Origin of the sequence: Bradyrhizobium sp. CCGUVB14 (assembly GCF_024199935.1) — a bacterium.
In the GTDB taxonomy this organism is placed as follows: Bacteria; Pseudomonadota; Alphaproteobacteria; order Rhizobiales; family Xanthobacteraceae; genus Bradyrhizobium.
On sequence record NZ_JANADS010000001.1, the window covers coordinates 2307189 to 2331412 of the forward strand.

The window sequence follows — 24224 nt, forward strand, 5'->3', positions numbered from 1 at the left end:
TGGAAAATCGCGATTCTGAGATTTTTTCGTGAGCTAAGCGATTGATCTGCAAGGAGTTGGATCGTCGTTTTCGACCGAAAACGGTTGTAGTGAAGACCTACCCGATTCCCAAGGGCGTGGCGTTGCGCGTAGATTCGCTGCGCCATGTTCCTGCGACGCACCGAGCGAAAGAAGAACGGCAAGGCGCACCACTATTGGAACTTGGTGGAGAACAAGCGGCTCGATGACGGCCGTGTGGTGCAGCGGCATGTGCTGTATCTCGGCGAGATCAATTCCGCTCAGGCAGCGGCATGGCGCAAGGCGATCGAAGTGTTCGACGAGGACGCCGGCCGCGCACGGACACTGGCGTTGTTCCCGGAGGATCGCTGTGAAGCGGTGACCGGTGATGCTTCCGTCATTCAGCTTCGCCTGTCGGAGATACAGCTTCGTCCTCCGCGACAATGGGGTGAGCGCGGGGATGGGATGAGGTGTCCACCATGAGCGAGGTGGACACCATCGATGATCACTCCAGAAGAACCTTTGAGACTTGAGACGGTCGGCGTGTTGTGCAATGGCCGGCGTCGCTATGATCCGGCCAGCAAACAGCGACTGGTCGAGGCCTGTCTGCAGCCTGGCGTGTCGCTGGCGGGGCTGGCGTTGCAACACGGCGTGAACGCGAACCTGCTGCGCAAGTGGGTGGCCAAGCGACAACTTCAGAACGGGGATGACCAGCCGGAGGCGCGGGCGCCGATTGCGCCAGCTTTTATTCCGGTTTGCGCGACGGAGCGATCCTGTGCAGGGCGGCTGTCGATCAGCTCACAGAAGATTAACCAAACTGCATTTCCCAGTTCCTGGACATCGGGTCGATTCCGGCAAGAACGCGTCAGGGCTTCTGTAAGTCGGTCCGGAAGATCTTCATCGCGAGCGTCTTTATTTATCCGCGCGATCTCTACCAGTGCAGCATTGCTGCCTCGGCGCAAGTCTGCCATTGAGTAGGAAGGCCGGTGCGGACGCACCTCGACATCTTGAGCGAGGTGATCGAAAAACCCCATGCGATTGAGATAGCCCATTGTGCCCGCTTCACCTTCCTCGAAATCGAGGCAGACACTTTTCGTCGCCGAGACGAGTTGGTTTGCGAGCGACAGCAGACGAACTGCCGAGTCGACCATAATCTTGCAGCGTTCGGGGAATTCAAAAGTGACGTGGTTGTTATTCGTGTTGTGAGGCCCGCACGATCAGCCTAACGCCGTCTCAAATTGTGATGCGTTGATCCAGTAACTTGGAAAGCGCACCACGCAATTCACGGTAAGCGCTCCTTTCTACGCACCTATGCAGTTGAGCGCGGGGATGGGATGAGGTGTCCACCATGAGCGAGGTGGACACCATCGATGATCACTCCAGAAGAACCTTTGAGACTTGAGACGGTCGGCGTGTTGTGCAATGGCCGGCGTCGCTATGATCCGGCCAGCAAACAGCGACTGGTCGAGGCCTGTCTGCAGCCTGGCGTGTCGCTGGCGGGGCTGGCGTTGCAACACGGCGTGAACGCGAACCTGCTGCGCAAGTGGGTGGCCAAGCGACAACTTCAGAACGGGGATGACCAGCCGGAGGCGCGGGCGCCGATTGCGCCAGCTTTTATTCCGGTTTGCGCGACGGAGCGATCCTGTGCAGGGCGGCTGACGGCATCGATGCCCAACGGCGTGACGCTTTCGCTGGAAGGCGGCGACGCGCAGTTGCTGTCGGCGGTGATTGAAGCGCTGGGGCGTTGCGATGTTCCGACTGGCGTCTGATCTTCGGGTCTACCTTCACCGCGAACCGATTGACTTCCGGGCGGGCATCAACAGCCTGGCGATCGTGGTGGAGCAGTCGATGGGGCTGGATCCGTTCCAACGCGCGGTGTTCGCGTTCTGCAATCGTCGCCGCGACCGGATCAAGCTGCTGATTTATGATCGGTCAGGATTTTGGATGCTGCTGAAGCGGCTGGAGGCCGACAGATTCCACTGGCCCCGAAGTCAGGAGGCGGTGCTGACGCTGACGATGGAGGAGCTGCACTGGCTGCTTGACGGCATCAACATCGCGGCGGTGCGTCGTCATCCGGTGCGGCAATATCAGAGCGTGGGCTGAGCGTGTTCGATGCGGGCGGCGTCATCGGGCTTCGGCATGGCCGTTCTCAGATGACGCCGCCGAAGACATGACGAAGACATGGGAGCCCGGTTGACGCGGCGGCATGACTTCGATTCAAGACTACGATGAGTCGCAAGCCCACGACGCACGAGCTGGAAGCCTTGATCGCGGCGCTGAAGGCCGAGAACGAGAAGCTCGCGCAGCGCGTGACGCACCTTGAGGAGCAGTTGCGGCTGGAGCGGCTGCATCGCTACGCGCCACGCAGCGAGAAGCTCAAGGATCGCATCTTCAACGAAGCCGAACAGGCTTCCGCCGAAGAAGGCGCGGAACAGGACGATCTCGAACCGGCGGTCGTGCCGGATACGGGGCGGCCGGAGGGTGAGACGCCCGCGCCGAAGAAGCGCGGCCGCAAGCCTCTGCCGGCGGATCTGCCGCGCCAGCGTATCGAACATGATCTGCCCGAGGACCGGAAGGCCTGCCCGTGCTGCCGGAATCGGATGCACCGGATGGGCGAGAACGTCACCGAACAACTGCATATCGAGGTGAAGGCGACAGTGCTGCAGCACGTGCGGTTCAAGTACGCGTGCCGTCACTGCGAGCGCACTGCGCTGAACACCCCGATCGTGATCGCACCGATGCCGGCGCAGCCATTGCCGGGCAGCGTCGCCACGGCTTCGACGCTGGCGCTCGTGCTGGCCAACAAATACGTCGACGGCACGCCGCTGTACCGTGTGGCGGACGCGCTGGCACGCGCCGACGTCAGCATCAGCCGCGGCGCCCTGGCCAATTGGGTGATCCGGTCGAGCGAATTGCACCTGCAACGCGTGTATGATGCGCTGAAGCAAACGCTCCGGTCGCAGCCTCTGATCCATGGTGACGAGACGTGGGTCAAGGTCCTCAAGGAGGACGGGCGGGATGCGCAGACCAAATCGTACATGTGGGCCTACCGCAGTGGCCAGGACAGCGCCCAGCCAGTCGTGTTGTTCGATTACCAGCCCGGTCGCGGCCAGGAACATCCTCAGGCCTTCCTGGCCGGCTATCGCGGCTTGTTGATGAGCGACGGCTATGACGCCTGGCGCACGCTGACAGGCGCGACCCATCTCGGCTGTATGGCGCATGCGCGCAGGAAATTTACCGATGCGCTCAAGGCCAGGACAAAGCCCGGCGGCCTCTCGTTGCAGGCACTCAGGTTCTTCGAGGCATTGTATGAGGTCGAGCGGCTGGCGCGCCAGACGCCGCCCGACGGCAAAACGCGCGCCGAATACGCCTTGCGGCTGCGCCAGCAGCACAGCGTCCCGGTCCTGGCTGCGTTCAAAAATTGGCTCGACGATCAGGCGCCGAACGTGCTGCCCGAAAGCCTGACCGGCAAGGCCATCGCCTATGCCCGCAACCAATGGGATTATCTGGCCCGCTACGCCAATGATGGCCTTGCGCCGATCGACAACAATGTTCTCGAACGCGACATCAGACCCTTTGTGACCGGAAGAAAAAACTGGTTGTTCAGCGACACCGTCGCCGGCGCAAAGGCCAGCGCGGTGATCTACAGCCTGGTGCTGACATGCCGGGCCTGTGACGTTGAGCCCTACGCCTGGCTATGTCACGTGCTCGCTGAACTGCCGCAGCGTCCGCCCGACGCCGACATCGAAGACCTGTTGCCATTCAACTTTGCCAAGCACGCAGAGACCATCAACCCTGGCTGATCGCCTTAAAGCCAACAGGGACACTCCACCAATCAAAATCCCCGCCCTGCGCAGACGAGGAGATGATGCTGCACCGTGCGTCAAAAAGCGCGCTTACAATTCACGCGAAATCCTCACTGAGCGATTCGGGCGATCATTATATGTCCTGGTTGCGGATAGGGGTGGCTACAACGTTCGGCCGGTCCCAAGTTTGGGATCCGCCTGACCTCAAATGGCTCGCTCATGCACCCAATAAATAGTAAGTAATTTCAATAAGATGTACGCATGATTGATATGTATCCTTGCGCATTATCTTGACAATCGCAAGGTTTTGTATCATATATGTTCCATGAGGAAGGAACCGCAACGCCAAGAGGATCGGGCGATCTCGCTTCTCCAAAAGCGGGGCATGATGCGGCTTTCCGAATTCCTCGAGGAAGGGATCACGGCCGCAACCATCTCCAGGATGGAGCAGAAGGACGCGGTCAACCAACTCAGTCGTGGTCTTTACCAGCTCCCTGACGCACCGCTGGATGGCAACCATTCACTCGCCGTCGCTGCTAAACTCATTCCAAATGGTGTCATCTGCTACGACTCCGCGCTCGCCTTCCATGAACTGACCGACCGTATTCCTCCCTACGTATGGATGGCGATCGGTCCCCGCGACTGGCGACCCAAGATTACGAGTCCTCGTATTCAGATCGCGCGTTTCGGCCTGAAAGAATTCGATAAGGGCGTCGAGCGTCACATGATCGAAGGCGTCTCGGTGCCGATCTACACGCCGGCGAAGACGATTGTTGATCTCTTCAAGAGCGGCCAACGTCAAAAGACTTTCTACAACGCGCCCACAGGCCTTGCGCATGCCACGCAAGCAATGAAAGACGCGCTCAAGCTACGCAAGGCGACACCGTCCGAAATTGCAAAGTATGCGGTCGAGGCCGGTATTTGGGAGAAAATCGTTCAGCCGCGCCTTGAGACGCTGACCATAAATGCGTAAGCCGTTGAAGAATGTCGGCGCTTCCGTCCGGGCCCGCCTGCTCACTCTCTCGAAAGAGCGCAACGAGCCGTTTGACCTCCTGCTCACGCAATATGCGCTTGAACGGCTGCTCTACCGGTTGAGCATCAGCAAGTACAAGGACAAGTTTGTCCTTAAAGGTGCGATGCTCCTACGCCATTGGCTCGATGATCCGCATCGGCCGACACGCGATCTCGACCTGCTCGGCTTCGGCGAAAGCGATCCGCAACTTACCCTTGGCTATTTTCGGGAAATTGGTTCGGTTCAAGCCGACGACGGCGTCACTTTCGAAGTCGACACGCTTGAGGTCGACACGGTCCGCGATGACTCCGGCTACAGCGGACTACGCCTCAAATGCTATGCGACGATCGATGGTGCTCGGATACGGATCGTCATCGATATCGGCTATGGCGACGCGACCGAGCCTGGACTCAATGAAATCGAACTTCTGCCGTTGCTCGATCAACCGGCCCCCAAGCTTCGCGCCTATCCACCGGAGACGGTCATCGCCGAGAAATTCCAGGCGATGGTCCATCTTGGCCTCGCCAACACGCGTTTGAAGGACTTCTACGATATCTGGGTACTCTCCCGCACATACGAATTTAAAGATGACCGGCTCGCGCGTGCACTACGCGCGACTTTCGAGCGCAGAAAGACAGAGATTCCAACTGTGCGGCCAGATGCGCTCAGCGAGGCGTTCGCGAACGATCTGACCAAGATCCAGCAATGGACTGCCTTCATCCAGGACGTCGCAATCGATCCCGGCCCTCTAAATGGCGTCGTCGAGACGCTTGCCACTTTCCTGATCCCCCACGCGGAAAAGGCGCGAGACCTGAAAGCCTAGGAGCTGCTATGGTCAGCCGGACCAAAGCCGCCGGTATGGATGGTAAGCCCCTTACGACCGCTCTTCATCGATGGTGGCCCTGAGGTCTTGCCGGCTAGCGCGATGGTCATCGGCGAAGCGGATGGCCTCAGACATCCCACTTTTTCGGTGGGGGGATCCACCGAACCAGCGGCGGATTAGCGGTGACGCAACTCGTCGAATCGAAGGGCACCGTCGTGATGAACGACGGATACCTTCCGGCATCGCGACATCCGGACGAGCGCTCGTCTAATCCGTCTCCGGCAGCCTGACCGCACTATCGGGAAATACGCTCAATTTCAGAAGCAAATCGACCGGCCCAAACAGGTTTGACCTGGAGTTCACGGAGTGACTACAGTGGCGCATCGATCCACAAGCATCATGGGAGCGAGACGATGAAGGCTCTGATGAATCTGCCCTGCAAGCTCACTTGCAAGATCCGTCTAAGCCGCCAGGTCGACCACAGCCGTATCCTCAGAGGCGGAGCGCGCTTCGAGCATTTTCGTGCTGATTCCTGATTGCGTCGTCCACCGGCGCTCTCGCTGTGGTATGAGATGCCTTTTGTAGATACTCAATCGTTTCTCCAATGAGAGACATCGAGAGGCAATTGGTGTCCTTTACAAAAGTGTGCCGGCCAATCCCGGTGGGTACCACTAAGTTGAGTGCGCCATCTCTGTGTTTCTTCGTGGCGTCAAACGCGCCCTCGACCAGTGATTCGTCCAGTTTTGCATGATAGATTGGCAGCCCCGCGTTGGTGAGCAGGTGAACAATGCGCAGCGCCTCCCGCTCTGTCATCAACGACAATCGCGACGCCAGAATTGCGCTGAACGCAATGTCAATTGCGACGGCGAAACCGTGATGCAGTTGGTAACCTGTCGCTGCTTCCAATGGATGGCTCAAGGTGTGACCAAAGTCGACCGCGCGCTCCAATGTCGCCGTCTCGAAAGGGTTCGCGCTGAGCTGAGTAAGCATTCCCGAAATCGACCGCCTCAGAACGCTCTTTGCGACGGCCTCTGGCTCTTGAAATCGCGTTCGCGTCAGATCCGTGACCGTCGCCTCAACATCCTCGAACAACGCACTATCACAAACGCACGCAAGCTTCACGATCTCGGCGATGCCCTGGAGGATGCCATCTTCGCTGAGGGTTCTAAGGAACGTCGGAATGACAGCGACCGCTTTCGGCGGGTAAAAGCAACCGATGTAGCTCTTGAGGACGCCAAAGTTGACACCGCCCTTGAGTCCGATGCCCGCGTCCACCTGCCCGATTAGGGTGGTCGGAATCCGCACATGGGATATACCCCGACGCAGAAGAGACGCGGCGAGACCAACGATGTCGGAGCACACGCCGCCGCCGATCGAAACAAGAACACCGCGGCGATCGATATCCGCTTCTTGGGCCTGACGACAGACAGCCATGACGGCATCAATAGATTTTGTTGTTTCTGTGCATGCCAGCACGAACACGCGCGGCTCGACGTCTAGCACCGACCAACAAGCGCTGAGCTGTTGTGAATAAAGGCGATAAACGGTTGGCGTCATAACGACGAGGATACGATGGTCGTTCAGATGAGTCTTTATCCATCGCGTGAAGGAGGCTGAAGTGACATCCTCAAACAGGTCGACTCCAAAGCGGCAACAGCGGCTCGCTTCAAGCGATAGTTCAAGCTCCGGCGCAGCGACGTCGGGATGTTCAATCGGCGAAACGGCCGGCGAAGGTTTCATGTCGATCTCCTAGTAGTCCTCTAACTTGACGATTCTTTCGGTCAGTCGCCCGAGAAATGAGCATTGTCACCAAGGGTTCTCCGATGGAGGTGCGCTCCGACAGCTGTGAGCGAAGGTGCCTTGGACGCTCCTTGAGGTGGATGTGCCGCGTGATCCGGTGGGTGCCGTCGTTTGGACAATCGGCTGTGAATCTGACAAGTTCTCGCGTGCAACCGGAACGTTTCAGTGACCCCAGGGATTGAGTTCGCGCGGATTCCTTGCATGGCTTCGAATGCCGCCGCGAGCAGGTTGACACGATGTGAGTGTTTTCCAGCCTTGATGAAGGGCCTGGCACCAGCGCCAAGCACACTTCCTGGCGATTGTTTGTCGACACGCAGCATGGAGAGATGGAATGGAGAGAAGGTATCAGCTATCACTGTCGGACCTATTGTCGGACAGCAGCCGGACGCCGCCCGACGGCCCCACAGCGTGCATGGTGCAACAACAGGAGATCGCAGATGTTGGAGATCATTGATGCCGATCTCCAAGTCGCGTAAAATAAAGTCCGTCCAATCAGGCCGCTCCTCAACGACACGCAGGCGCAACCGAACCTTTTGGATCGGCGGCTGGACCTACGCTCTGCGACAGAACGACCAAGCGCTACGTCGTGCATAAATCCTGCTTCAGTTAATCAGCTCTCGAGAGCTTCAGCACCTGCCAGTTTTGGTAGGCGGAGCCCCCAAAGCGGCAAGCGAACCCGATCGTGATGGCCGGGCGCCATGGAAAGTTACCCGCCGTGGAGGCACCGACCGATGGAACGCCGGCGAGTTGCTCGCCGACGCGCTCAACGGCAGGGTCGCGCAGATCTTCGACACTATCAAGGAGAAGATGAGCGAGCGGCGCGTGCTCAATGTCGTTGACACCGAGGCCGCGAAAGCAAAGCTGCAAAAAGATCAAGGACGCCTTCCAGCGCTGGATCTGGTCCGATCCGGATCGCACCGATCGCCTGGCCAGGGTCTATAACGATCGCTTCAACAACATCGCGCCAAGAGCCTTCGACGGCTCCCACCTGAAGTTTCCGGGGGGCCTCTGGTGCCTTTGTTCTTTATGGGGACCAGAAGCGCGTCATCTGGCGCATTGTCTCGGCCGGATCGACATATCTCGCCCGTTTGGTCGGAGCCGGCAAGACCATGACGATGAAATAATCCCGAACTCGATGACCGTAACACGCCTCCGAGGGTTGCGGTCACTTCAAAACCAAATTGCCGTCACGGCGACGATTTTGCCCTCGGCTTGACATCCCGGTACATAGCTACTCAATACAAAGACAAAGCGATGCGGTTTGAGAAGGTCGTCATGCCTGCCCCTGATCGTTTCCCAAAGACATTTGATCGCTGCAATTTGTTCGAACTGCCTCTCGATCGAGAATGCGCCCACTGCGGAGAAGGGGATGTGTTTGCCCGTCGCATTGCTGCACCGTGTAATTTTGCAGGCTCGTGCAATTTTATTGATTACGCAGAAGTCCCTCCCGGCTCGTCCATTGGACGGCATCGGCATGGGCCGGATGAGGAGGAGTTCTATCTCGTTCTTGACGGGCAAGGTGAAATGTGGAGAGACGGCGATGTCTTTCCTGTCTGCGCTGGCGATCTGATCCGCAATAGCCCAGGCGGAGCGCACGGTCTGAGGAACGTTGGTTCAAAAACCATCCGTCTGTTTGTGTTCGAGCTGTCGGTAGCGCCATGATCTCGCAAGAAGATCGAACGGCGCTTGTGGCCGACGCGCAGGAGTGGATTTATGCCTTTTGGCGCTCGCGCGGACATAAAGGCTGAAGTACGCCATGACAAGCTTGGCTTCCAGGTGAAATGGGCATCAACAATACGTTGACGAATCGTCAAGTGGAATGGATTGTTGGCGAGCCAGTGATCCCAACATGCATCTCATGCGGATCGTCAGCACAGATCTCGACTATGCCGTCATCGGCTATGCCACGGAATGCATGACTGAGCTTGAGCGGACTGAGATGATACAAGGGATCCGCGAGCGACTGCTGACCATCGATCATGATTGATATGAGACCGAGATCGACCTCATGAGTGCCTGGTACCGCCAAATCTCGAAACTGCAGCCGTATGCCGCCCTGGCCGCTTCCAGCGCGGTGAAAGCGAATGGAGAGCCATTATGGCCGTTCGATCCGGAGCGCGCAATGTACGCCGTCATCAAATACCGCATCGATTTCGTCCGGGGACTTTCGACGCATTTTCTGGCCTGAAATCGCCATTGCGGAGGGGCCGCGGCCTTGGACTTTTTAAGCCGACGCGTCTTACGTCGAAAATCCAGGATACACGAACGCACCCTTGATGGCTTCGGCGTCCTTTTCCGTGACGCCTTGACCACGTACGACGTCATACCAAGATGCCCGCACTTGGTCTGTCATGGTGGAGACAAGGCCCTTGGCTTCATCCGCGTCTAACAGAAAGCGCGCATGCTGCGACAGGACGTTCTTCGCATTGGCAAACCGGCCTTGATCGCCGACCCCGAGCGCAAGATCGCGGCGTTCCTGGGCGATGACCGGGGAGGGGGTCAGGTCATAACCGGGCGACAGTTGCCAAGGATTGTCCTTCGCCACCAGCGCATGATTGCGCGGATGATCGTCGAGGTTCGAGATCAGCGCATTAAAAGTCATGCGGCGGAAAAGCTCTTTGACGTCTTTCTGCGGTTCTTGCACCACCCGGCGCAACTCTTCGGCCATCAAAACATAGGACCAGCGATCTCGCATCTCGGGCGCTTCGTCGGCCTGCAGCAAAGTCAGCCCGCTGATCATGCGTGAACGTTGGTAGCCTGCTTCCGTCTTCGTGCGGTCAAAGCGCTTGACGAGCAAGACATCCTTGCCGCCCACCGTGACGACGGCGCTTTCGGCAACGCAAATGCCGCACAGCCGGGCAAGCTCGAGCATCGCGCGCTCGACGCGCGTGTTGTTCCAGCGATCATCCGGTCGGTTGAATTTGGCGACCCAAAGCCCCCGATCATCCTCAACAACCGACTTGGGACGCGCGCCGCCCATCGACGTCCCGAGCAGCCTCAAGTCTTGGACCTGCGCCGCTTCCTCCGTCTCCACATTCTCTTCGAGCATCAGCGCCTCGGCCGCGGCCTGCAGTTTGGCCAGCTCAAGCGTCTGATTGAACTTGCGCCGCGGGGCTGGGGGCTGCTGACCAAGACCAAAGCCCAGCGCGCCAGCACGGTCGTCCGCAGAATTCAGCAGGTAGTCGAGTTCGCCAAGCTGGGGAACGCCGGCATGCTTTTCGATCACGAGCCGGCCCCAATAATCCGGCCCGGCATCGCGCAACGCACCGAATACGCCGTTAAGGCGACCGGTCTCGTAGGTGCTGCCCGAGAGCTTCAGTTCGACCGGATCAATGCCTACGGCGTTGTCGCGCGCGAGATAGGACTTACCGTAGACAAAGCGTCCCACGGCGTTTCCACGACGATCAAGCGTCAGTTGAAAGCGTCCCGCCGTCACCGCCTCGGTCTCGCCAGGCAACGTAATATAGACAAAGCACTCGGTGTTGCCCTTAGAAGTCATTGTCGAGGCCTCCGCCCTTACGCGCGCGCTTGCGTTCGCGCGTCGCCTGCAAGGCAAGGCCTTCCTTGTCCTTGGATGGATCCGCCAATTCTTCAAGCGGCCGGATCATATCGTAAAGCCAAAGCAGGCCCGCATAGACCACGATACCCGTCGACGCTTTGCCTTTTTCGGCATCCATCACCGCACGCAAGCCTGTCCCGATCCGGCTTGCGGCATCCTCCATCGTCATGTTGCGGCGAATACGTGCCGTTCGAAGATCAGCCCCCAATTGGACAAGCGCTTTAGCGACCACGTGCGGCGGAGCCTTCGTGAGTTTGTTCAACGCTACCATGCTATCAAGAGCCGGTTAATTGTGATAAGCAGCTCTCAACAGCATATCACAAAGGAGACTCGATTGCAATGAAATGCTTTCAAGAGCGCTTTCCGGGATATTAAGTGCTCTTAAGAGATATTTCTCCTTTTTTGCGTAACCTTAGTCCGTCTTATTCATGATTGCGGGGGGGGGCTACTGGAAGATTTCCGGTCGGAGTTGAAGGCGCGCGCGAACGCTACGGCTTTTTCGCCGCTTTTCGACCGGACTTCGTGAACGCGTTGGAGGACGGCGGCGGGGTGACCGGGGGCTCATGCCCCGCGCGTCAGGGTGCTTGCGGGGACCAGAGCGTTTGCCAGGCCGCGGAACAGGTCGGCGTCGGGGCACGCCGCAGCGAAGGCAAGACGGACGCGGGTGGCGGTCTCGATGACGCGGGCTGCGATCTTGAGAAGCCTGAGCCTGATCGTGTTGAACTCGGCCGTTGCCAGATCACGCGGCTTCGGGATCGCGCAGTGCGTTGAGAAAGGGAACGTGGTGCTGGCAACCGGCGGCGGGGCGTTCGAGTGCGAGGAAACGCGGCGCCTCATTCAGGACAAGGCGGTGTCGATCTGGCTCGACACCAACCGAGACGAGATATGGAAGCGCCTTGCAGAGGACACCAGCCGTCCGTTGCTGCGGATCGACAAGGCGGAGGATAGCGACCTCGCCGAGAGCTCCAACACATCGGCCATCAAGAAGCTGCGCTTCGAGGAACTCGTCGCGCAGCGCACGCCCCACTATCGCCAAGCCGATCTCACCGTCGTTCCGCGCGAGAAGCGGGACAACAAGAACGCAGATGCATGCGTGCAGGCACTGCACACCTACCTTTGCGAGCAGGGCGCTCCGGACCAGAAACGCCCTGAAGATCAACGAGAGGCAATCCGCGGGGGATAGCGGCCCGCCGGCTACTAATCACAACGCATTAGCATTCTCCCTCTCTCACACGTATCGGTATCCAGATTCAAGCCCGACTGCATGACGCGGCTCGTTTGCCGAGCTGATCAACCTCACATTCGGTCGCCACCTATCGCGGCTGCACCAATATCCCGCTTGCGGCGGGCGGGGCTCAAGACGACGAGACCATTCTCTCTGAAACGGCATTTAGGGCCCGTTGATCATTTACCGAATCGGATTTTTCCGTTCGGGGGATTCCCAAGGTGACTCGCAGCTCATATAGAATTGCAGGGTGATTGACGATGCGGCGATCAAATTGCGCTATGCAGCGACGCGCGGCGATCCGACGGAGCCAGCTCAGTGATCGCATCTACGGTGCGGTCGTCACACGCCGACTGCGTGCCATGGGCATCCGGGACAAACCTACCGCGCCAGCTTCACCCTGGCAGAACGGCTTTGCCGAACGACTGATCGGATCGATCCGGCGTGAGTGTTTGGACCACATCATTGTCTTGGGCGAGGCACATCTACGCCGGATTCTGAAATCTTACGCTCGCTACTATAATGAGACGCGCACGCACTTGGTCTTGGACAAGGATGCGCCTGTCTCTCGCCCAGTTCAGCGAACCGGTATGGTCAGGTCACTTGCCGTCCTGGGCGGGCTTCATCACCACTACCTCAAGGCGTAGGTTTTCGGTACACACACCCGTCCGGTTCTTTCCTGATCGACACGAGTCGGTTCTCAAGCCGTGCAACCCTTTCACTTCAGCAGCCGCACCATTGTCTGTGGGCGATCAATCTCTGACAGATCATTAGCCCGTCTTCGCGGATTGGCGGGTTTTTGAAGGGCTCGCCTGAGCCGGATCAATGGGTTAGCTCAAAAGGTCTTCACTACGGCGGCTGCGGTGATCCTGGGTGGCGGCTGCGGTGGCAGTTTGAGCTTCAGCCGGTCGATCAGAAGCTGCAGTTCGGGCTCGGGATGGGTGTAGCGAGTGAGCTTAATCTCGCGGCCGTCGGTGGTCGGCAGATGGACATCGATCATCTGGACGGCGGCAAATTTCTCCAGCGCGCTGCGCGCGGTCAGTCCCGGCGCCAACGCGTGGAGGCGGCGCGTCAGCGTGATCTGCATGCAATAAGCCAGGAAGGCGATGAAGATGTGCGCCTCGATGCGCCTCTCGTCTTGGTGGAAGACGGGGCGGATTGCGAGGTCGCCCTTGAGATTGCGGAAGGCCTCTTCGACAGAGACGAGCTGGACGTAGTATCGCCAGAGGCGGGCCGGATCATTGTCGGTAAGGTTGGTGCGCAGCAGATAGCGGCCTTCGCGTCGCCGGGTTTTGCGCAGCTTCGCGCGATCGAGCGCGAAGCTGAAGCTCGGTCGATGCCTGTCGACTTCAACGTCTACCAGACGCCAGGCCGCCGGCGCATGTGAGCGCGCGCCGCCGAGCTTCATCAAGAGTTCTTCGCGCGTCAGCTCCATGGCGGCGATCTGGCGCAGCCGCTTCCACAGCCACTTCAATTGCCGCCGGCGCATCGCGCGTTCCTTGGTCACGCGATCATGGCTCTGCGCGAAGACATAGAGTTCGCCATCCTCGGCCAGCAGCTTGACCCTGACGCCCTCGCGCGCCTCCTGCCATGGCCTGTCCACGAGGTGCTTCTCCAGCCGGTTCAGGCGGCCCTTGGGCGTGCCCACCAGATACTGCACCGGCGGATCGCTGCCCCGCATCTCGGCCAATACGGCCTCGGTCGGCACGCCGCGATCCATCACCCAGACCCGGCGCGCCTTGCCGTATTGCTGCTCGATCTTGGAAAGGAACGTTCGCAGCGTCTTGCTGTCGGCGGTGTTGCCGGGCAACACGTCATAAGCCAGCGGCAAGCCGTCCGGCGTCACCACCAGCGCGATCACGATCTGCGGGCAGTCCGGCCGCTTGTCACGGCTGTAGCCATGGCGGCGCTTTGTATCTTCCGGCAGGTCCGCGGCATTGACCTCGAAGTAGGTGCTGGTCAGATCGTACAGCAGCACGTCGAAGTCGGCGCTGAACAGATCGCGCCAGCGTCCGACCAGATGCGAGAACAGCGCGTCCTTGTGTGCGAGCAGCAGGTCGTGGCAGGCGTAGAGCTTGTGCTCCTCCGCAAGCCCGAAGTCCGCTCCCAGAAGATCGGCCATCGCGCTGTTGCCGAACCATTGCCGGTGCAGCCGCCACTCGCTGCCCGGCGCAATCAGCCGGTAGGTCGCGAGCACCTGCAGGATCTGATCCCAGCGCGTCTTCTTGCGGCTCGGTGGCAACCGATCGGCCCAGAACCGATCAAGCTGAAGCTCCTGCCACAACTGTCCCGCTAACCAGCAGGCACCCCATTGTCGCGGACGACGAAGCTGTATCTCCGACAGGCGAAGCTGAATGACGGAAGCATCACCGGTCACCGCTTCACAGCGATCCTCCGGGAACAACGCCAGTGTCCGTGCGCGGCCGGCGTCCTCGTCGAACACTTCGATCGCCTTGCGCCATGCCGCTGCCTGAGAGGAATTGATCTCGCCGAGATACAGCACATGCCGCTGCACCACACGGCCGTCATCGAGCCGCTTGTTCTCCACCACGTTCCAATAGTGGTGCGCCTTGCCGTTCTTCTTTCGCTCGGTGCGTCGCAGGAACATGGCGCAGCGAATCTACCCGCAACGCCACGCCCTTGGGAATCGGGTAGGTCTTCACTACAACCGTTTTCGGCCGAAAACGACGATCCAACTCCTTGCAGATCAATCGCTTAGCTCACGAAAAAATCTCAGAATCGCGATTTTCCAACGCGAATCCGCGAACTCGGGCTAGCCGGCCAAACGATCTGCACGCGTCGCCGATTTCTCTCAAATTGCTTACTCGCCTCGAACGAGACAATATTCAAACATTGATACGTGGGACGGATATCGCGCTGTAAAACAAGGGGAAAGTTGGCGCGCCATTCAGAACAAAGATACGAACTCGTATGTTATTGAAATATATATGTAATTTCACGGGCGTTCGCCCGACGAACCCTCACACGGCCAAAGCGCCGATCACCACGCCGCTTTCTCGGTCGGATCGGGATCATTTCGTCTGCCGTCGGGCGCCTCACTGTCAGCGAGCGCTGACAGGATCCAAGTGAGATCGGGTGTTGTCCGCAATGTGCTGGCGCGGCGGAGCAGGCGGACGGCGGCGGCACGGTCGCCGGTGGCGAGGCTTTGAAGGCCGGCCCCCACCAGCGTCGCACTCTGCTGCGCGATGCGGTGGACGGTTTCAAGCTCCGCCCGGCAGCGCCGACAGGTGTCGCCGCCGCCGAGCCGCGCGCCGCAGACCGGGCACTGGTCGAAAACCCCGGACGTCATGACGCTCTGCCCCGGATCAGGTCTCGAGATAGAACAGAAGATCATCGAGCCGCAGCACCGTGTCGGCGAGCCTTGCGTCGTCGCCGCTCACTCGGCTGTCCTCGATGGTCTCAATCAGATCGACGATCTCCGTGCGGTCCTCCGCGACCGCGCCGTCGAGCCTGGCGCGCGCCTTGGCGAGCAGGGCCTCGAGTTTCGGGTCGACCGGGGCGGTCCCCTCGACGTCGGCGGCCGTCACTGTCTCGTCAGTGGACCCGCCGAACAGGCGGTCGATGTGCTGACGGGCCTCCTTGATCTCCGCCTTGTCGTAACGCGACATCGCGTTGTCGATGGTGATCCGTCGTTCGAGCCCGGTCGCCTTCTCCTTGGCGGATATGTGCAGGATGCCGTCGCGGTCCAGCGCGAGATCCAGGATGATGGTGTTGCCGGCCGGCACGTCGGCGAGGTCCTCGACGCGGAACTCGCCGATCTGGATGTTTTCCAAGGCGTCCTCGTTCTCGCCCTGATAGATGCGGACCTCGACGACCTTCTGATCGTCGATGATGGTCGCAAACGCCTCGCTCTTGCGCACCGGGATCGGCGTGTTCTTGGGAATGATCGGGATGAAGCAGTAGGGATAGAGGGTGCCGCCCAGCTCACCGAGTGCGCCGGTGCCGAACGTATAAGGGGTTACGTCCACCAGCACGGCCGGCACCTTCTCGCCCGCCATGGATGCGCCCTGGATGGCAGCCCCCATCGCGACGCACAGGTCGGGATCGACCTCGCCGCGAGCCTGCCGCCCGAACACTTCGAACAGCCGGTCGCGGATCAGCGGGGTGCGGGTTGCGCCGCCGACCAGGAGGACTTCCTCGATCTGCGACGCGGTCAAGGCGGCCGATTCAAGCGCGATGTGGATCGCGCTCAGCGTCTCCTCGATGAACGGCGCGATCATCTCCTCGTAGTCGGCGCGGGCGAGTTCCAAAGCCAGATGGACCGGCTTGCCACTGACCTCGGCGAGGTATTCCTCCTCGATCCGCGCGAACGGATGGTCGGAGAGATGCTTCTTGGCGTTCTCGGAGGCGCGATGGATGCGCGCCATCGCCTGCGGATCGTCGCTGACGTCCGCTTTGTGCTCGATCCTGAGATGGTCAAGCACGTGTTCGACGATCTTATGGTCGAAGTCGTCGCCGCCGAGATGGTTGTTGCCGTGGCTGGCGATTACCTCGACCACACCCTCTTCGATGCGCACCACCGAGACGTCGAAGGTGCCGCCACCGAGATCGTAAACCAGCACCCGCTTGCCCTGCTGCTGCGCGGCCTCGTAGACCAGCGCCGCAGCGGTCGGCTCGTTGACGATGCGCGCCACCTCGAACCCGGCGATCTCGCCGGCTTCACGGGTGGCCTGCCGTTGCGCGTCGGAGAAGAAAGCCGGCACCGTGATCACCGCCTTGCGCACCGGCGCGCCCAGCCGCTCCTCGGCGATCTCCTTGAGACGACGCAGGATCATCGCCGAGACGTCTTGCGGCGCATAATTTCGGTCGCCGAGCGAGACCTTGCGGTCGCTACCCATCAGCCGCTTGATCGAGCGTACCGTGCGTTCGGGATAGAGGATGTACTGGTTGCGCGCGGCCTCGCCGACCAGGAGGCTGCCGTCCTGATCTAGGCCGACGACCGACGGCAGAATCAGGCGCCCGCTGCCATCTGCCTGCACCTCAGGCCGGCCGTCGCGATATACGGCGATCTCCGAATTGGTGGTCCCGAGATCGATTCCGACAATTGTCTCGCTCATTCGTCATCTCTCCGATCGGAACGATCCTTAATGCCCGGATCTTTGGCGCTCGTACGTTTCGCCACGATCACCTCTGCGACGCGCAGCACTTCGCCCTCCCACTTGAAACCAGTGCGGGATTCGGCAATCACCAGTCCCTCGGCGACGAATGGGTCGTCCCGCGTCCCCACCACCCGGGCAACATCGGGCATGAAAGGGCGGCCGATAGTGGCGATCGGGGTGACGCGGCGATCCGCCAGAACCCGATCGAATCGCCGCAACGTCATCTCCAGACCCTCCCGCCAAGGGTCGCGCAAGGGGTCGGCGGCGGTTGCAGTTCGGCGCCACCACGATCGCAACGGCGGCGCGCGCTGCGGCGGAGCGGCCGCGAGCCCGGCGGCTAGGCGATCCCGCACGTCAAGGAGGTCGAGCAGCAGCGGCCGCAGAACAGCGCGGGTCTGCTCGCGGGCGCGCACATGCGCTTCCTTCAGCTCACGGTCCAGCGCCGCGTTGCCGGATTGCAGCGTCGCGAACACGGCGCGGAACTGGTCGAGCGCGTCCTTGACGATGCGCGACTGGGTGCGTACCTCGTTGCGGGTGGCAGCGATCTCCACGAATACCGAGAACAAGTCCCGCGCCTCGTCGGTCACGGTATCGCTCTCGAGGACGGCCAACATTTCGGTGGCGTCCGCGGCCGGCGAGACGTCGGCTTCCGGCGCGTCCGCCGCATCGAACTGTTCCAGATAGGCGCGCAGCCGCTCGAGCAACGTCTCCTTGATGGCCTGGTCCATGTCGTCGTTCCCGTCCCTCACGCACCGTTGGTCCGCGAGGCGCCGGTTCGTGCGGTCTCGGTTCGTGAAGTCTCTTGCCATCGCGCGATCGCCTGCTCGATACCCTCGACCAGCAGCGCCGTCACCTGCGCCTGAGAAACCCGCCCTTGCTGCCGTGCCTCCGGCGACGGCAGGCTGGCCGTCTTGAGCCGCGTCAGTGCGGTGCCGTGCGTGGCGAGCAGCTTCGCTGCGAGCCGTTGGCGCTCGGTGTGCAGAGCTTCAAAAGCCGCTCGGTAGCTCTGGAACCGCTCCGGTTCACGGTCGGGCGGGAAGTCCCGCACCAGCGCCAAGTAGCGCAGTTTGATCTCCTCGTCACTGGCGTTCTCGTCGACGCCGAGAATGGAAAACGGGTCCGTCATCATTTGTCGTCCTCAGGGCACTCAGAACGGCGGCGGCGCCTCGTCGAGGGCCGCGGCGACCATCGTCGTCGCGACCATTTGCAGGAGCGGGCGCGGCAACGCGGCGCCGAACGGCAGCTTGCCGAGCCGGTCGGCGAGGGCCGCGACGCCGCCGTCCCGTCCATGCGACCTGACGAGCTTCTGAACGTCGCGCTCCGAAATTGCCTCCATGAAACTCGTCACGATGTCTTCGAGCAAATCGAAGCCGCTGGTGGCGTCCGCCTCGCGTCGCCGCGCCCGTCGCCGAGACTCGCGATCGTCACCCGCGTTGTTCAGGTAGCGGTCGATGCGGCTGTAGCCGTGGCGGTTCTGCGCGATCGCGGGCGAACGGCACATCTCGTCGATATCGTTCTCCTCGCCGACGGACATCCAGTCCGGGTTGTTCTTGGTCCGGGCGACGATCTCGTAGAAGCGCCACAGCCACTCGTTCGGCTCGCGCCGCCTGCCGGCGGCAGCGAACGCGTGGAGTATTCCGAAGTCGTTCCCGCGCACGATCGCGTCCGCCACCGAATGGAATTCCGCGATCGACAGCACGATGTGTGTGGCGTTTCGCAGCCACGTGCAGAACTTCCAGGCCAGCTCGGATGTGGCCTTCTGATCGGCCCGGACGTCTTCCGCCGAGAACAGGGCGGCGATCGCGATGATGTCCGCCTTGGTGGGAATTCCGCGCAGGATGCGCGCGAGCTCGTCACTGATCAGCGACAGCGGACGTGACCGCGGCGGTGTCAGCAGCGCATCCTGCAGGGCGGCGCTGAACCAGCCGATCGCGCCGCCACCGGCCAGATCGACTCCCTCGCGAAATCCCGCTTCCGCCTCCAAGTCAAGCCCGCCGCGCAAGCCGACGAGTCCCCGGTTGGTTCGCAGGTCGGCATTCGGCGCATCGGCGCAGTCCCACGCGCCGGCTGCGGTCAGCTCCTTCCAGGCGAGGTCGGGACGCTTCGCCCGCATCTGTTTGCGGGCATACGAAATCTGTAGCTCGATCATGCGCTGGCGCGCCAGCCGGTTGATCGGATCGACCGCCAGAAGCTTCTTCGCGAACCCGGCCGCCTTCTTGTACGACTTGCGGGCGGCCGCCGACTCGATCGCCTGCATCAGTACGACGCTCTCGGTCGGGAACCGTCGCACGGCATCCTCGGCGAGGGCATGCCAGTCCTTCTCGTTGCCATCGTCGCGATGGAGCTTGATGAGCTGCAGCACCGTCGGCAGATGGTCCGGATCGTAGTCGAGGCTCTTCTTCAGGTAGGAGACGACAGGATCGGTGAAGGGATCTTCGCCTTCGATCATCGGCTCCTTGAGCGCCAAGGTCGCCAGATGACGATAGATAATGCCTGCCGACAGCTTGCCGTCGCGCGAGCCGTCACGCACGAAATGCTGTGCTGCGACGCGCCAGCTGGACTCGGCGCGAGTCCAATCCTGCTTCGTCTCGGCCGCGAGCGCGAAGATGCGCGCCTTCTCGGCCTCCAGCAGTTTCCCGAAGGTTTTCTCGAAGGGAATGATGCGGTCGGGGAGCTGCGGCAGCAGATTGAAGCAGGCGCTCCGGATGTCGGCGGCCGGCAGGGTCGCCTGCTTCGACAGGAAGTTGAACAGCGTACCTGGTCCGCCGCGTTCGGCGTCCAGCAGCCGCGCCAGCAGCGATGGGCCGGATGTGGACCCGCCGCCGAGCCTGTCGAGCGCAAAGGCCCGCTGCGCCGCGCTCGCCTTGCCCAGCTGACCGATGACGTCGGCCGGCTCTCCAGGCAGCGCCGCCTCGACCGCAAGGCGCAGCGGCGCGAATGGCGAGGCAGCCGGCACGCCGTCGAGTAGCCGGCGGGCCTTCGCCGGATCGTCGGTGAGCAGGGCCTTGCCGATCAGCCTCACCGGCCCGAACGGCGAGCGCGCCGGGATGTGGGCGAGCAGCGGTTCGATCTCATCAGCGGCCTTCTCCTCAGTCAACGCGGCCAGCACCGCGCGCGCCGCGTTGGCGGCCGCGATCCAATCGGCGCGAGCCGGCGGGTCGCCGTCGCCCGACTTAAGCGGAACCGGCTGAGCCAAAAACAGCGCTGCGGTCAGCTCGGACAACAGGCGTCCCTGGTCCGGCTCCGGGACGTCGGTGCCGATGTATTTGAGGGCGTGGGCGAGCGCCTTCTCGATCTGGCCCTGGCGGACCAGGCAGCTGAGCAGGAGCAGCGGCTCCTTGACGGCGCCGTCGAGCGCCACCGCGTTGCCGAGCACGACCTCGGCCTCCTTGAACAGCCCCTTGGCGGACAACATTTTTGCGCGCCCCACATAGGCGGCAGCGAGGGCATCCCGCCAGTCGGCCCTCGCCTCATGCTTAAAGAGCTGCTTATAGAGCTCGATGGCCTCCTTGAATCTGCCAAGACGAAGCGCCTCCGCGGCCTGGGTGGCGAGCACATCGGCCGGTGCAGCAGACTTCATCTTGCGCGGGTTCTGATTGGCCATGCCGACGACTCTTGGCAATATTCAGTGGCGATGTCGACTACACGGAGCGCCCCGATCCATCGTATCCCCAACCTGTGAACAGGAGGACTTCAAATGGCTCCAGGTCTAACGATCCTGGCCCTGAGTTCGTTGTTTTGTCCTGAATGGTGGCAATATGGCGCGCCCGACACGATTCGAACGTGTGACCTTTGCCTTCGGAGGGCGACGCCCGATCTACGCTGCAGGGCGGAATGGTTCCCTCGACCAATCGCGAGAATCGGGCTTTGCGTGCCCCCGCAACCAGCGAATTCTTGCGAATTCGGCGCAGGCGACCTAGCAGAGTTTCCTTTCGCGTTTTGGGAACCATTCCGCAAGGATCGGGTCTTGCGGCTCCCCGCAACCACCGACGCTTGCGATAGCAAGCCGTTCAGAGCCCCGGCTTCCGAAAGGACGTCGGGGTTCTTTTTGCCTGCCGCAAACCGGAGGATCGCGGCTAGGTCGCCGCGCAGCACGATCGCGAGTTCCTCCGCCTCGGGCATCAGCGTCACCTGATCGACGAGGGTACGGAAAACCTCCGCTGCCTCCCCTTTGTCGTCGTCGCTTTGCAGGCTTTCGTACAGCGCGGCCACGCGCTGCCGATATATCTCCGCCATGTTGGGATGTAGGAGAGGCGGCGGCTCTTCTGCGTTCGCGAGCTTCTCTCGTACCTCCACCTTTCTGGCCTCGAGCCGCTTCATGTCCTCGACAATGGCCTCGATCGGACCTCCAGCCTTGATGGCGGCCACCAGCTTTCCAAGCTCACGTTCAATGCGCGGAAGCTCGTTCCTCATCGCCGCAAGGTCCGCTCCTCGGTCAATCCGCAGCCGGTTCACCTCGCGGGTAAACTCATCGCAGAACTCTTTGAACAGCTCTGGTTCCATCAGGTGCGTGCGAAGGCCGCTCAACACAGAGGTCTCCAGCGCATCGCGCCGGATGTTCAAACGATTATTGCACGTTCCCTTATTGCGAGCCGTTGCGCAGCCGAGCAGGTCCTTCGAAATCATCGTGTACCCGCCGCCGCAGCATCCGCACTTCACGAGGCCGGCGAGGAGGTATTTGGGCCGATGGCGCTCATTAAGCCTGTTCTCGCCAGGCGCTGAAGGCTCGTAGGCTAGCGTCTGCTGACGCGCCTTGACCGCATCCCACATTTCCTGATCGACAATGCGCAGCTCGGGGACTTCTTGGATCACCCATTCGGATTCAGGATTCAGCCGAGAAACGCGCTTTCCGGTATCAGGGTCTTTGAGATAGCGGAGCCGATTCCACACGAGGCGACCCACATAGAGCTCGTTGTTGAGGATGCCAACGCCGCGCTTTGGGTTGCCGTGAATGGTCGATGGTCCCCATTCAGCGCCTTGCGGTCCAGGCACACCTTCGCGGTTCAGCTCGAATGCGATTGTGCGCGAGGACTTGCTGGCAAGGTAGTCAGCAAAGATACGGCGAACGACAGCCGCCTCGGCCCCGTTGACGGTGCGGTCACCTCGGATCGGCTCGCCATTAGTGGCGAATTGCTTGACGACGTCATAACCGAAGCACAGCCCGCCGCCCGACTTACCGTCCGCGACGCGGCCGCGCAGACCTCGTCGCGTCTTGTCAGCGAGGTCCTTCAGGAACAAGGCGTTCATCGTGCCCTTCAGCCCGACGTGCAGATGCGTGACGTCTCCCTCCGAGAGTGTGACGATCCGCACGCCGGCGAAGGCCATGCGCTTAAAGAGCCCGGCAATGTCCTCCTGATCGCGGCTGAGTCGGTCCATTGCCTCGGCAAGCACCACCGCAAACTTCCCGCGCATGGCGTCGCTGATCAGTTCCTGGATGCCGGGGCGAAGTAGCGATGCACCGGAGATCGCCCGGTCCGTGTAGCTGTCGACCACCGTCCAACCTTGCTTCTCGGCGTGGAGGCGGCAGAGCCGCAACTGATCTTCGATCGATGCGTCGCGCTGATTGTCGGACGAGTAGCGGGCGTAAAGTGCGATCTTCATGACGCCTCCTTAGTCCGGGAGGCGGTCACGCTTCCGGCTGTCTGTTTCGGCTTGGACGAAGTCCCGCGCGGCCTGCCGAGCCAGCAGGCGCACCAAATTGACCAGGCGCGGATCGGATTTCGATGCGGTGACGGTCGCAGCCACGGCTCCGGGCGCCGTATCGGCGACCACGCGAAGCTTTTCAGCTGTTGTTCCTCTCGGTCGCGCCACCGCGGCGTCCTTGTCGTTGCGCGGATCGCTCCGCATCGTGACAAAGATGGCGAGTTGCGGCCGCAACTCAAGAGAAAATATCTAGCGATATCAGCGCTTTGTGGCGTAGTCGCGCGCTGATCCGAGATAGGAAGCGTAGCGGATCGGGAAATCGCAAAGTGGAGCGCACGAAAAACATTCGCGTGATCACCTCTGCTAGAGGGCAATCTGTTTGAGCGCGACGTCGGACAACACTACCGACCTCTATTACTGCTGCCGAGGTCAAATGAGACCCTCGCGGTCTTGCGGCAAGCGGAAGATTCGGCTATATATCCAGATATACCATGGAGGCGATCCGTGAGCAATAGTGCGCAGAAAAGGGCGATCGAAAATTACCGATCCAGGCTGACCAAGCGCGGCATCGTGCGGTTCGAGCTCCAAGCCCTCGAGACCGATCGCGATCTCATCAGAACGCTCGCCCGGAAGTTGACCGAGGAAGGGCCGGACGCCGGGCATCTCCGACGCGCGGTGCAACAGGCCGTTTCTGGCGAGCCGCCGAAGCCCGGTGGTATCCTGAGTGCGTTGCGTCGCTCGCCGCTCGTTGGTGCCGATCTCGACCTGACGCGCCCCCATGAAGAAGGGCGTAAGGCCGATCTGTGACGCGCTATCTTCTCGACACCAACATCATCAGCAACATCGTCAAGCCGAAACCGTCAGAGTCACTGTTGGCCTGGATAGGCCAGCAGCGCGATGAGGATTTGTTCATTGCCTCGCTAACAGTCGCCGAAATCCGGCGCGGTATTCTGGAAAAGCCGCGCGGCAAGAAGCGTGATGCGCTCGACGCCTGGTTCGTTGGTCAAGAGGGACCGCAAGCGCTGTTTGCGGGGCGTATTTTGTCGTTCGACGACAAAGCAGGCCTGGTCTGGGCGCGGCTGATGGCGGAAGGGAAGGCCGTCGGACGGCCTCGCAGCGGACTCGATATGATCGTCGCCGCCGTCGCGGGTGCTAATGACTGCGTGGTGGTGACGGACAACGAAAAAGACTTTGCAGGGCTTCAGATCATCAATCCATTGCGCGGCGACTTGTAGAGGG

General features: G+C 61.1%; 25 protein-coding genes and 3 pseudogenes. 15 read left to right on the top strand and 13 right to left on the bottom strand.

The window, feature by feature from the left end:
* Positions 1 to 144 precede the first annotated feature (144 nt).
* On the top strand, positions 145 to 480 hold the full coding sequence (locus NLM32_RS10655) for a hypothetical protein (protein WP_254128948.1): 336 nt from the start codon (positions 145 to 147) through the stop codon (positions 478 to 480).
* 18 nt (positions 481 to 498) lie between these two features.
* A pseudogene (locus NLM32_RS10660) lies at positions 499 to 663 on the top strand (transposase); the annotation flags it as partial.
* Positions 664 to 692: 29 nt separating this feature from the next.
* Here NLM32_RS10660 and NLM32_RS10665 read toward each other — a convergent pair.
* Positions 693 to 1148 (bottom strand): hypothetical protein, encoded by a 456-nt coding sequence (locus NLM32_RS10665; RefSeq protein ID WP_254135569.1) that lies wholly within the window; start codon positions 1146 to 1148, stop codon positions 693 to 695.
* 219 nt (positions 1149 to 1367) lie between these two features.
* On the opposite strand from NLM32_RS10665, the gene NLM32_RS10670 reads away from it, so the two are divergent.
* From NLM32_RS10670 to NLM32_RS10690, 5 genes are all read left to right on the top strand, one after another.
* On the top strand, positions 1368 to 1766 hold the full coding sequence (locus tag NLM32_RS10670) for a transposase (protein WP_254128299.1): 399 nt from the start codon (positions 1368 to 1370) through the stop codon (positions 1764 to 1766).
* Complete coding sequence (gene tnpB, locus NLM32_RS10675) at positions 1747 to 2100, top strand: IS66 family insertion sequence element accessory protein TnpB (protein ID WP_254128706.1); 354 nt, start codon at positions 1747 to 1749, stop codon at positions 2098 to 2100. Before NLM32_RS10670 ends, tnpB begins: the two co-directional genes overlap by 20 nt.
* 125 nt (positions 2101 to 2225) lie before the next feature.
* Complete coding sequence (locus tag NLM32_RS10680) at positions 2226 to 3800, top strand: IS66 family transposase (protein WP_254128949.1); 1575 nt, start codon at positions 2226 to 2228, stop codon at positions 3798 to 3800.
* Positions 3801 to 4188: 388 nt separating this feature from the next.
* The gene (locus NLM32_RS10685) at positions 4189 to 4776 is read left to right on the top strand and encodes a transcriptional regulator (protein ID WP_254128950.1); all 588 of its coding nucleotides are present in this window, start codon (positions 4189 to 4191) and stop codon (positions 4774 to 4776) included.
* Positions 4769 to 5638 (top strand): nucleotidyl transferase AbiEii/AbiGii toxin family protein, encoded by an 870-nt coding sequence (locus tag NLM32_RS10690; RefSeq protein ID WP_254128951.1) that lies wholly within the window; start codon positions 4769 to 4771, stop codon positions 5636 to 5638. Before NLM32_RS10685 ends, NLM32_RS10690 begins: the two co-directional genes overlap by 8 nt.
* Positions 5639 to 6130: 492 nt before the next feature.
* Here NLM32_RS10690 and NLM32_RS10695 read toward each other — a convergent pair whose 3' ends face one another.
* Positions 6131 to 7378 (bottom strand): sedoheptulose 7-phosphate cyclase, encoded by a 1248-nt coding sequence (locus tag NLM32_RS10695; RefSeq protein WP_254128952.1) that lies wholly within the window; start codon positions 7376 to 7378, stop codon positions 6131 to 6133.
* A 768-nt stretch (positions 7379 to 8146) separates the two neighbouring features.
* Here NLM32_RS10695 and NLM32_RS10700 point away from each other — a divergent pair.
* The 4 genes and pseudogenes from NLM32_RS10700 to NLM32_RS10715 form a co-directional block, all read left to right on the top strand.
* Positions 8147 to 8556: pseudogene (locus NLM32_RS10700) on the top strand (hypothetical protein); the annotation flags it as partial.
* Positions 8557 to 8692: 136 nt separating this feature from the next.
* Entirely contained in the window at positions 8693 to 9100 is a 408-nt protein-coding gene (locus NLM32_RS10705) for a cupin domain-containing protein (RefSeq protein WP_254128953.1), read from the top strand.
* 187 nt (positions 9101 to 9287) lie between these two features.
* Positions 9288 to 9425 carry a hypothetical protein gene (locus NLM32_RS10710; protein ID WP_254128954.1) on the top strand — a complete coding sequence of 46 codons (138 nt, stop codon included), beginning with the start codon at positions 9288 to 9290 and terminating at the stop codon, positions 9423 to 9425.
* A 21-nt stretch (positions 9426 to 9446) separates the two neighbouring features.
* The gene (locus NLM32_RS10715) at positions 9447 to 9626 is read left to right on the top strand and encodes a hypothetical protein (protein WP_254128955.1); all 180 of its coding nucleotides are present in this window, start codon (positions 9447 to 9449) and stop codon (positions 9624 to 9626) included.
* Between the two features lie 51 nt (positions 9627 to 9677).
* On the opposite strand, the gene NLM32_RS10720 is transcribed toward NLM32_RS10715, so the two are convergent.
* The 3 genes and pseudogenes from NLM32_RS10720 to NLM32_RS10730 all read right to left on the bottom strand — a co-directional run.
* Positions 9678 to 10937 (bottom strand): type II toxin-antitoxin system HipA family toxin, encoded by a 1260-nt coding sequence (locus NLM32_RS10720; RefSeq protein WP_254128956.1) that lies wholly within the window; start codon positions 10935 to 10937, stop codon positions 9678 to 9680.
* Positions 10927 to 11268, bottom strand: coding sequence for an XRE family transcriptional regulator (locus NLM32_RS10725; RefSeq protein ID WP_254128957.1), 342 nt, complete (start codon positions 11266 to 11268; stop codon positions 10927 to 10929). Before NLM32_RS10725 ends, NLM32_RS10720 begins: the two co-directional genes overlap by 11 nt.
* Before the next feature lie 290 nt (positions 11269 to 11558).
* A pseudogene (locus tag NLM32_RS10730) lies at positions 11559 to 11756 on the bottom strand (transposase); the annotation flags it as partial.
* On the opposite strand from NLM32_RS10730, the gene NLM32_RS10735 reads away from it, so the two are divergent.
* Complete coding sequence (locus NLM32_RS10735) at positions 11674 to 12180, top strand: shikimate kinase (protein WP_254128958.1); 507 nt, start codon at positions 11674 to 11676, stop codon at positions 12178 to 12180. The pseudogene NLM32_RS10730 and the gene NLM32_RS10735 overlap by 83 nt on opposite strands.
* Before the next feature lie 404 nt (positions 12181 to 12584).
* Positions 12585 to 12869, top strand: a complete 285-nt coding sequence (locus NLM32_RS10740; protein ID WP_254128959.1) for a transposase — start codon at positions 12585 to 12587, stop codon at positions 12867 to 12869.
* A gap of 188 nt (positions 12870 to 13057) precedes the next feature.
* Here NLM32_RS10740 and NLM32_RS10745 read toward each other — a convergent pair whose 3' ends face one another.
* From NLM32_RS10745 to NLM32_RS10780, 8 genes are all read right to left on the bottom strand, one after another.
* Positions 13058 to 14830 carry an IS1634 family transposase gene (locus NLM32_RS10745; RefSeq protein WP_254128615.1) on the bottom strand — a complete coding sequence of 591 codons (1773 nt, stop codon included), beginning with the start codon at positions 14828 to 14830 and terminating at the stop codon, positions 13058 to 13060.
* A 393-nt stretch (positions 14831 to 15223) separates the two neighbouring features.
* Positions 15224 to 15532, bottom strand: coding sequence for a hypothetical protein (locus tag NLM32_RS10750; RefSeq protein WP_254128960.1), 309 nt, complete (start codon positions 15530 to 15532; stop codon positions 15224 to 15226).
* A 16-nt stretch (positions 15533 to 15548) separates the two neighbouring features.
* Positions 15549 to 17300: an Hsp70 family protein gene (locus NLM32_RS10755; protein WP_254128961.1), complete on the bottom strand. Its 1752-nt coding sequence runs from the start codon at positions 17298 to 17300 to the stop codon at positions 15549 to 15551.
* A complete protein-coding gene (locus NLM32_RS10760) occupies positions 17297 to 18070 on the bottom strand; it encodes a nucleotide exchange factor GrpE (RefSeq protein WP_254128962.1) in 774 nt (257 codons plus the stop codon). Before NLM32_RS10760 ends, NLM32_RS10755 begins: the two co-directional genes overlap by 4 nt.
* Before the next feature lie 17 nt (positions 18071 to 18087).
* Positions 18088 to 18471 carry a DnaJ domain-containing protein gene (locus tag NLM32_RS10765; protein WP_254128963.1) on the bottom strand — a complete coding sequence of 128 codons (384 nt, stop codon included), beginning with the start codon at positions 18469 to 18471 and terminating at the stop codon, positions 18088 to 18090.
* 18 nt (positions 18472 to 18489) lie between these two features.
* Positions 18490 to 20703 (bottom strand): hypothetical protein, encoded by a 2214-nt coding sequence (locus NLM32_RS10770; protein ID WP_254128964.1) that lies wholly within the window; start codon positions 20701 to 20703, stop codon positions 18490 to 18492.
* Between the two features lie 332 nt (positions 20704 to 21035).
* The gene (locus tag NLM32_RS10775) at positions 21036 to 22943 is read right to left on the bottom strand and encodes a recombinase family protein (RefSeq protein ID WP_254128965.1); all 1908 of its coding nucleotides are present in this window, start codon (positions 22941 to 22943) and stop codon (positions 21036 to 21038) included.
* A 9-nt stretch (positions 22944 to 22952) separates the two neighbouring features.
* The gene (locus NLM32_RS10780) at positions 22953 to 23219 is read right to left on the bottom strand and encodes a hypothetical protein (protein WP_254128966.1); all 267 of its coding nucleotides are present in this window, start codon (positions 23217 to 23219) and stop codon (positions 22953 to 22955) included.
* Positions 23220 to 23489: 270 nt separating this feature from the next.
* On the opposite strand from NLM32_RS10780, the gene NLM32_RS10785 reads away from it, so the two are divergent.
* Together NLM32_RS10785 and NLM32_RS10790 are read left to right on the top strand one after the other, a co-directional pair.
* Positions 23490 to 23792 carry a hypothetical protein gene (locus tag NLM32_RS10785; protein WP_254128967.1) on the top strand — a complete coding sequence of 101 codons (303 nt, stop codon included), beginning with the start codon at positions 23490 to 23492 and terminating at the stop codon, positions 23790 to 23792.
* Positions 23789 to 24220, top strand: a complete 432-nt coding sequence (locus tag NLM32_RS10790) for a PIN domain-containing protein (RefSeq protein WP_254128968.1) — start codon at positions 23789 to 23791, stop codon at positions 24218 to 24220. Before NLM32_RS10785 ends, NLM32_RS10790 begins: the two co-directional genes overlap by 4 nt.
* Positions 24221 to 24224 lie beyond the last annotated feature (4 nt).

Bases quoted from the DNA above. Each gene is read 5' to 3' on its own strand.
- NLM32_RS10655 (WP_254128948.1), top strand. From the start codon at position 145: ATGTTCCTGCGACGCACCGAGCGAAAGAAGAACGGCAAGGCGCACCAC.
- NLM32_RS10665 (WP_254135569.1), bottom strand. From the start codon at position 1,148: ATGGTCGACTCGGCAGTTCGTCTGCTGTCGCTCGCAAACCAACTCGTC.
- NLM32_RS10670 (WP_254128299.1), top strand. From the start codon at position 1,368: ATGATCACTCCAGAAGAACCTTTGAGACTTGAGACGGTCGGCGTGTTG.
- tnpB (WP_254128706.1), top strand. From the start codon at position 1,747: ATGTTCCGACTGGCGTCTGATCTTCGGGTCTACCTTCACCGCGAACCG.
- NLM32_RS10680 (WP_254128949.1), top strand. From the start codon at position 2,226: ATGAGTCGCAAGCCCACGACGCACGAGCTGGAAGCCTTGATCGCGGCG.
- NLM32_RS10685 (WP_254128950.1), top strand. From the start codon at position 4,189: ATGATGCGGCTTTCCGAATTCCTCGAGGAAGGGATCACGGCCGCAACC.
- NLM32_RS10690 (WP_254128951.1), top strand. From the start codon at position 4,769: ATGCGTAAGCCGTTGAAGAATGTCGGCGCTTCCGTCCGGGCCCGCCTG.
- NLM32_RS10695 (WP_254128952.1), bottom strand. From the start codon at position 7,378: ATGAAACCTTCGCCGGCCGTTTCGCCGATTGAACATCCCGACGTCGCT.
- NLM32_RS10705 (WP_254128953.1), top strand. From the start codon at position 8,693: ATGCGGTTTGAGAAGGTCGTCATGCCTGCCCCTGATCGTTTCCCAAAG.
- NLM32_RS10710 (WP_254128954.1), top strand. From the start codon at position 9,288: ATGCATCTCATGCGGATCGTCAGCACAGATCTCGACTATGCCGTCATC.
- NLM32_RS10715 (WP_254128955.1), top strand. From the start codon at position 9,447: ATGAGTGCCTGGTACCGCCAAATCTCGAAACTGCAGCCGTATGCCGCC.
- NLM32_RS10720 (WP_254128956.1), bottom strand. From the start codon at position 10,937: ATGACTTCTAAGGGCAACACCGAGTGCTTTGTCTATATTACGTTGCCT.
- NLM32_RS10725 (WP_254128957.1), bottom strand. From the start codon at position 11,268: ATGGTAGCGTTGAACAAACTCACGAAGGCTCCGCCGCACGTGGTCGCT.
- NLM32_RS10735 (WP_254128958.1), top strand. From the start codon at position 11,674: ATGACGCGGGCTGCGATCTTGAGAAGCCTGAGCCTGATCGTGTTGAAC.
- NLM32_RS10740 (WP_254128959.1), top strand. From the start codon at position 12,585: ATGGGCATCCGGGACAAACCTACCGCGCCAGCTTCACCCTGGCAGAAC.
- NLM32_RS10745 (WP_254128615.1), bottom strand. From the start codon at position 14,830: ATGTTCCTGCGACGCACCGAGCGAAAGAAGAACGGCAAGGCGCACCAC.
- NLM32_RS10750 (WP_254128960.1), bottom strand. From the start codon at position 15,532: ATGACGTCCGGGGTTTTCGACCAGTGCCCGGTCTGCGGCGCGCGGCTC.
- NLM32_RS10755 (WP_254128961.1), bottom strand. From the start codon at position 17,300: ATGAGCGAGACAATTGTCGGAATCGATCTCGGGACCACCAATTCGGAG.
- NLM32_RS10760 (WP_254128962.1), bottom strand. From the start codon at position 18,070: ATGGACCAGGCCATCAAGGAGACGTTGCTCGAGCGGCTGCGCGCCTAT.
- NLM32_RS10765 (WP_254128963.1), bottom strand. From the start codon at position 18,471: ATGATGACGGACCCGTTTTCCATTCTCGGCGTCGACGAGAACGCCAGT.
- NLM32_RS10775 (WP_254128965.1), bottom strand. From the start codon at position 22,943: ATGAAGATCGCACTTTACGCCCGCTACTCGTCCGACAATCAGCGCGAC.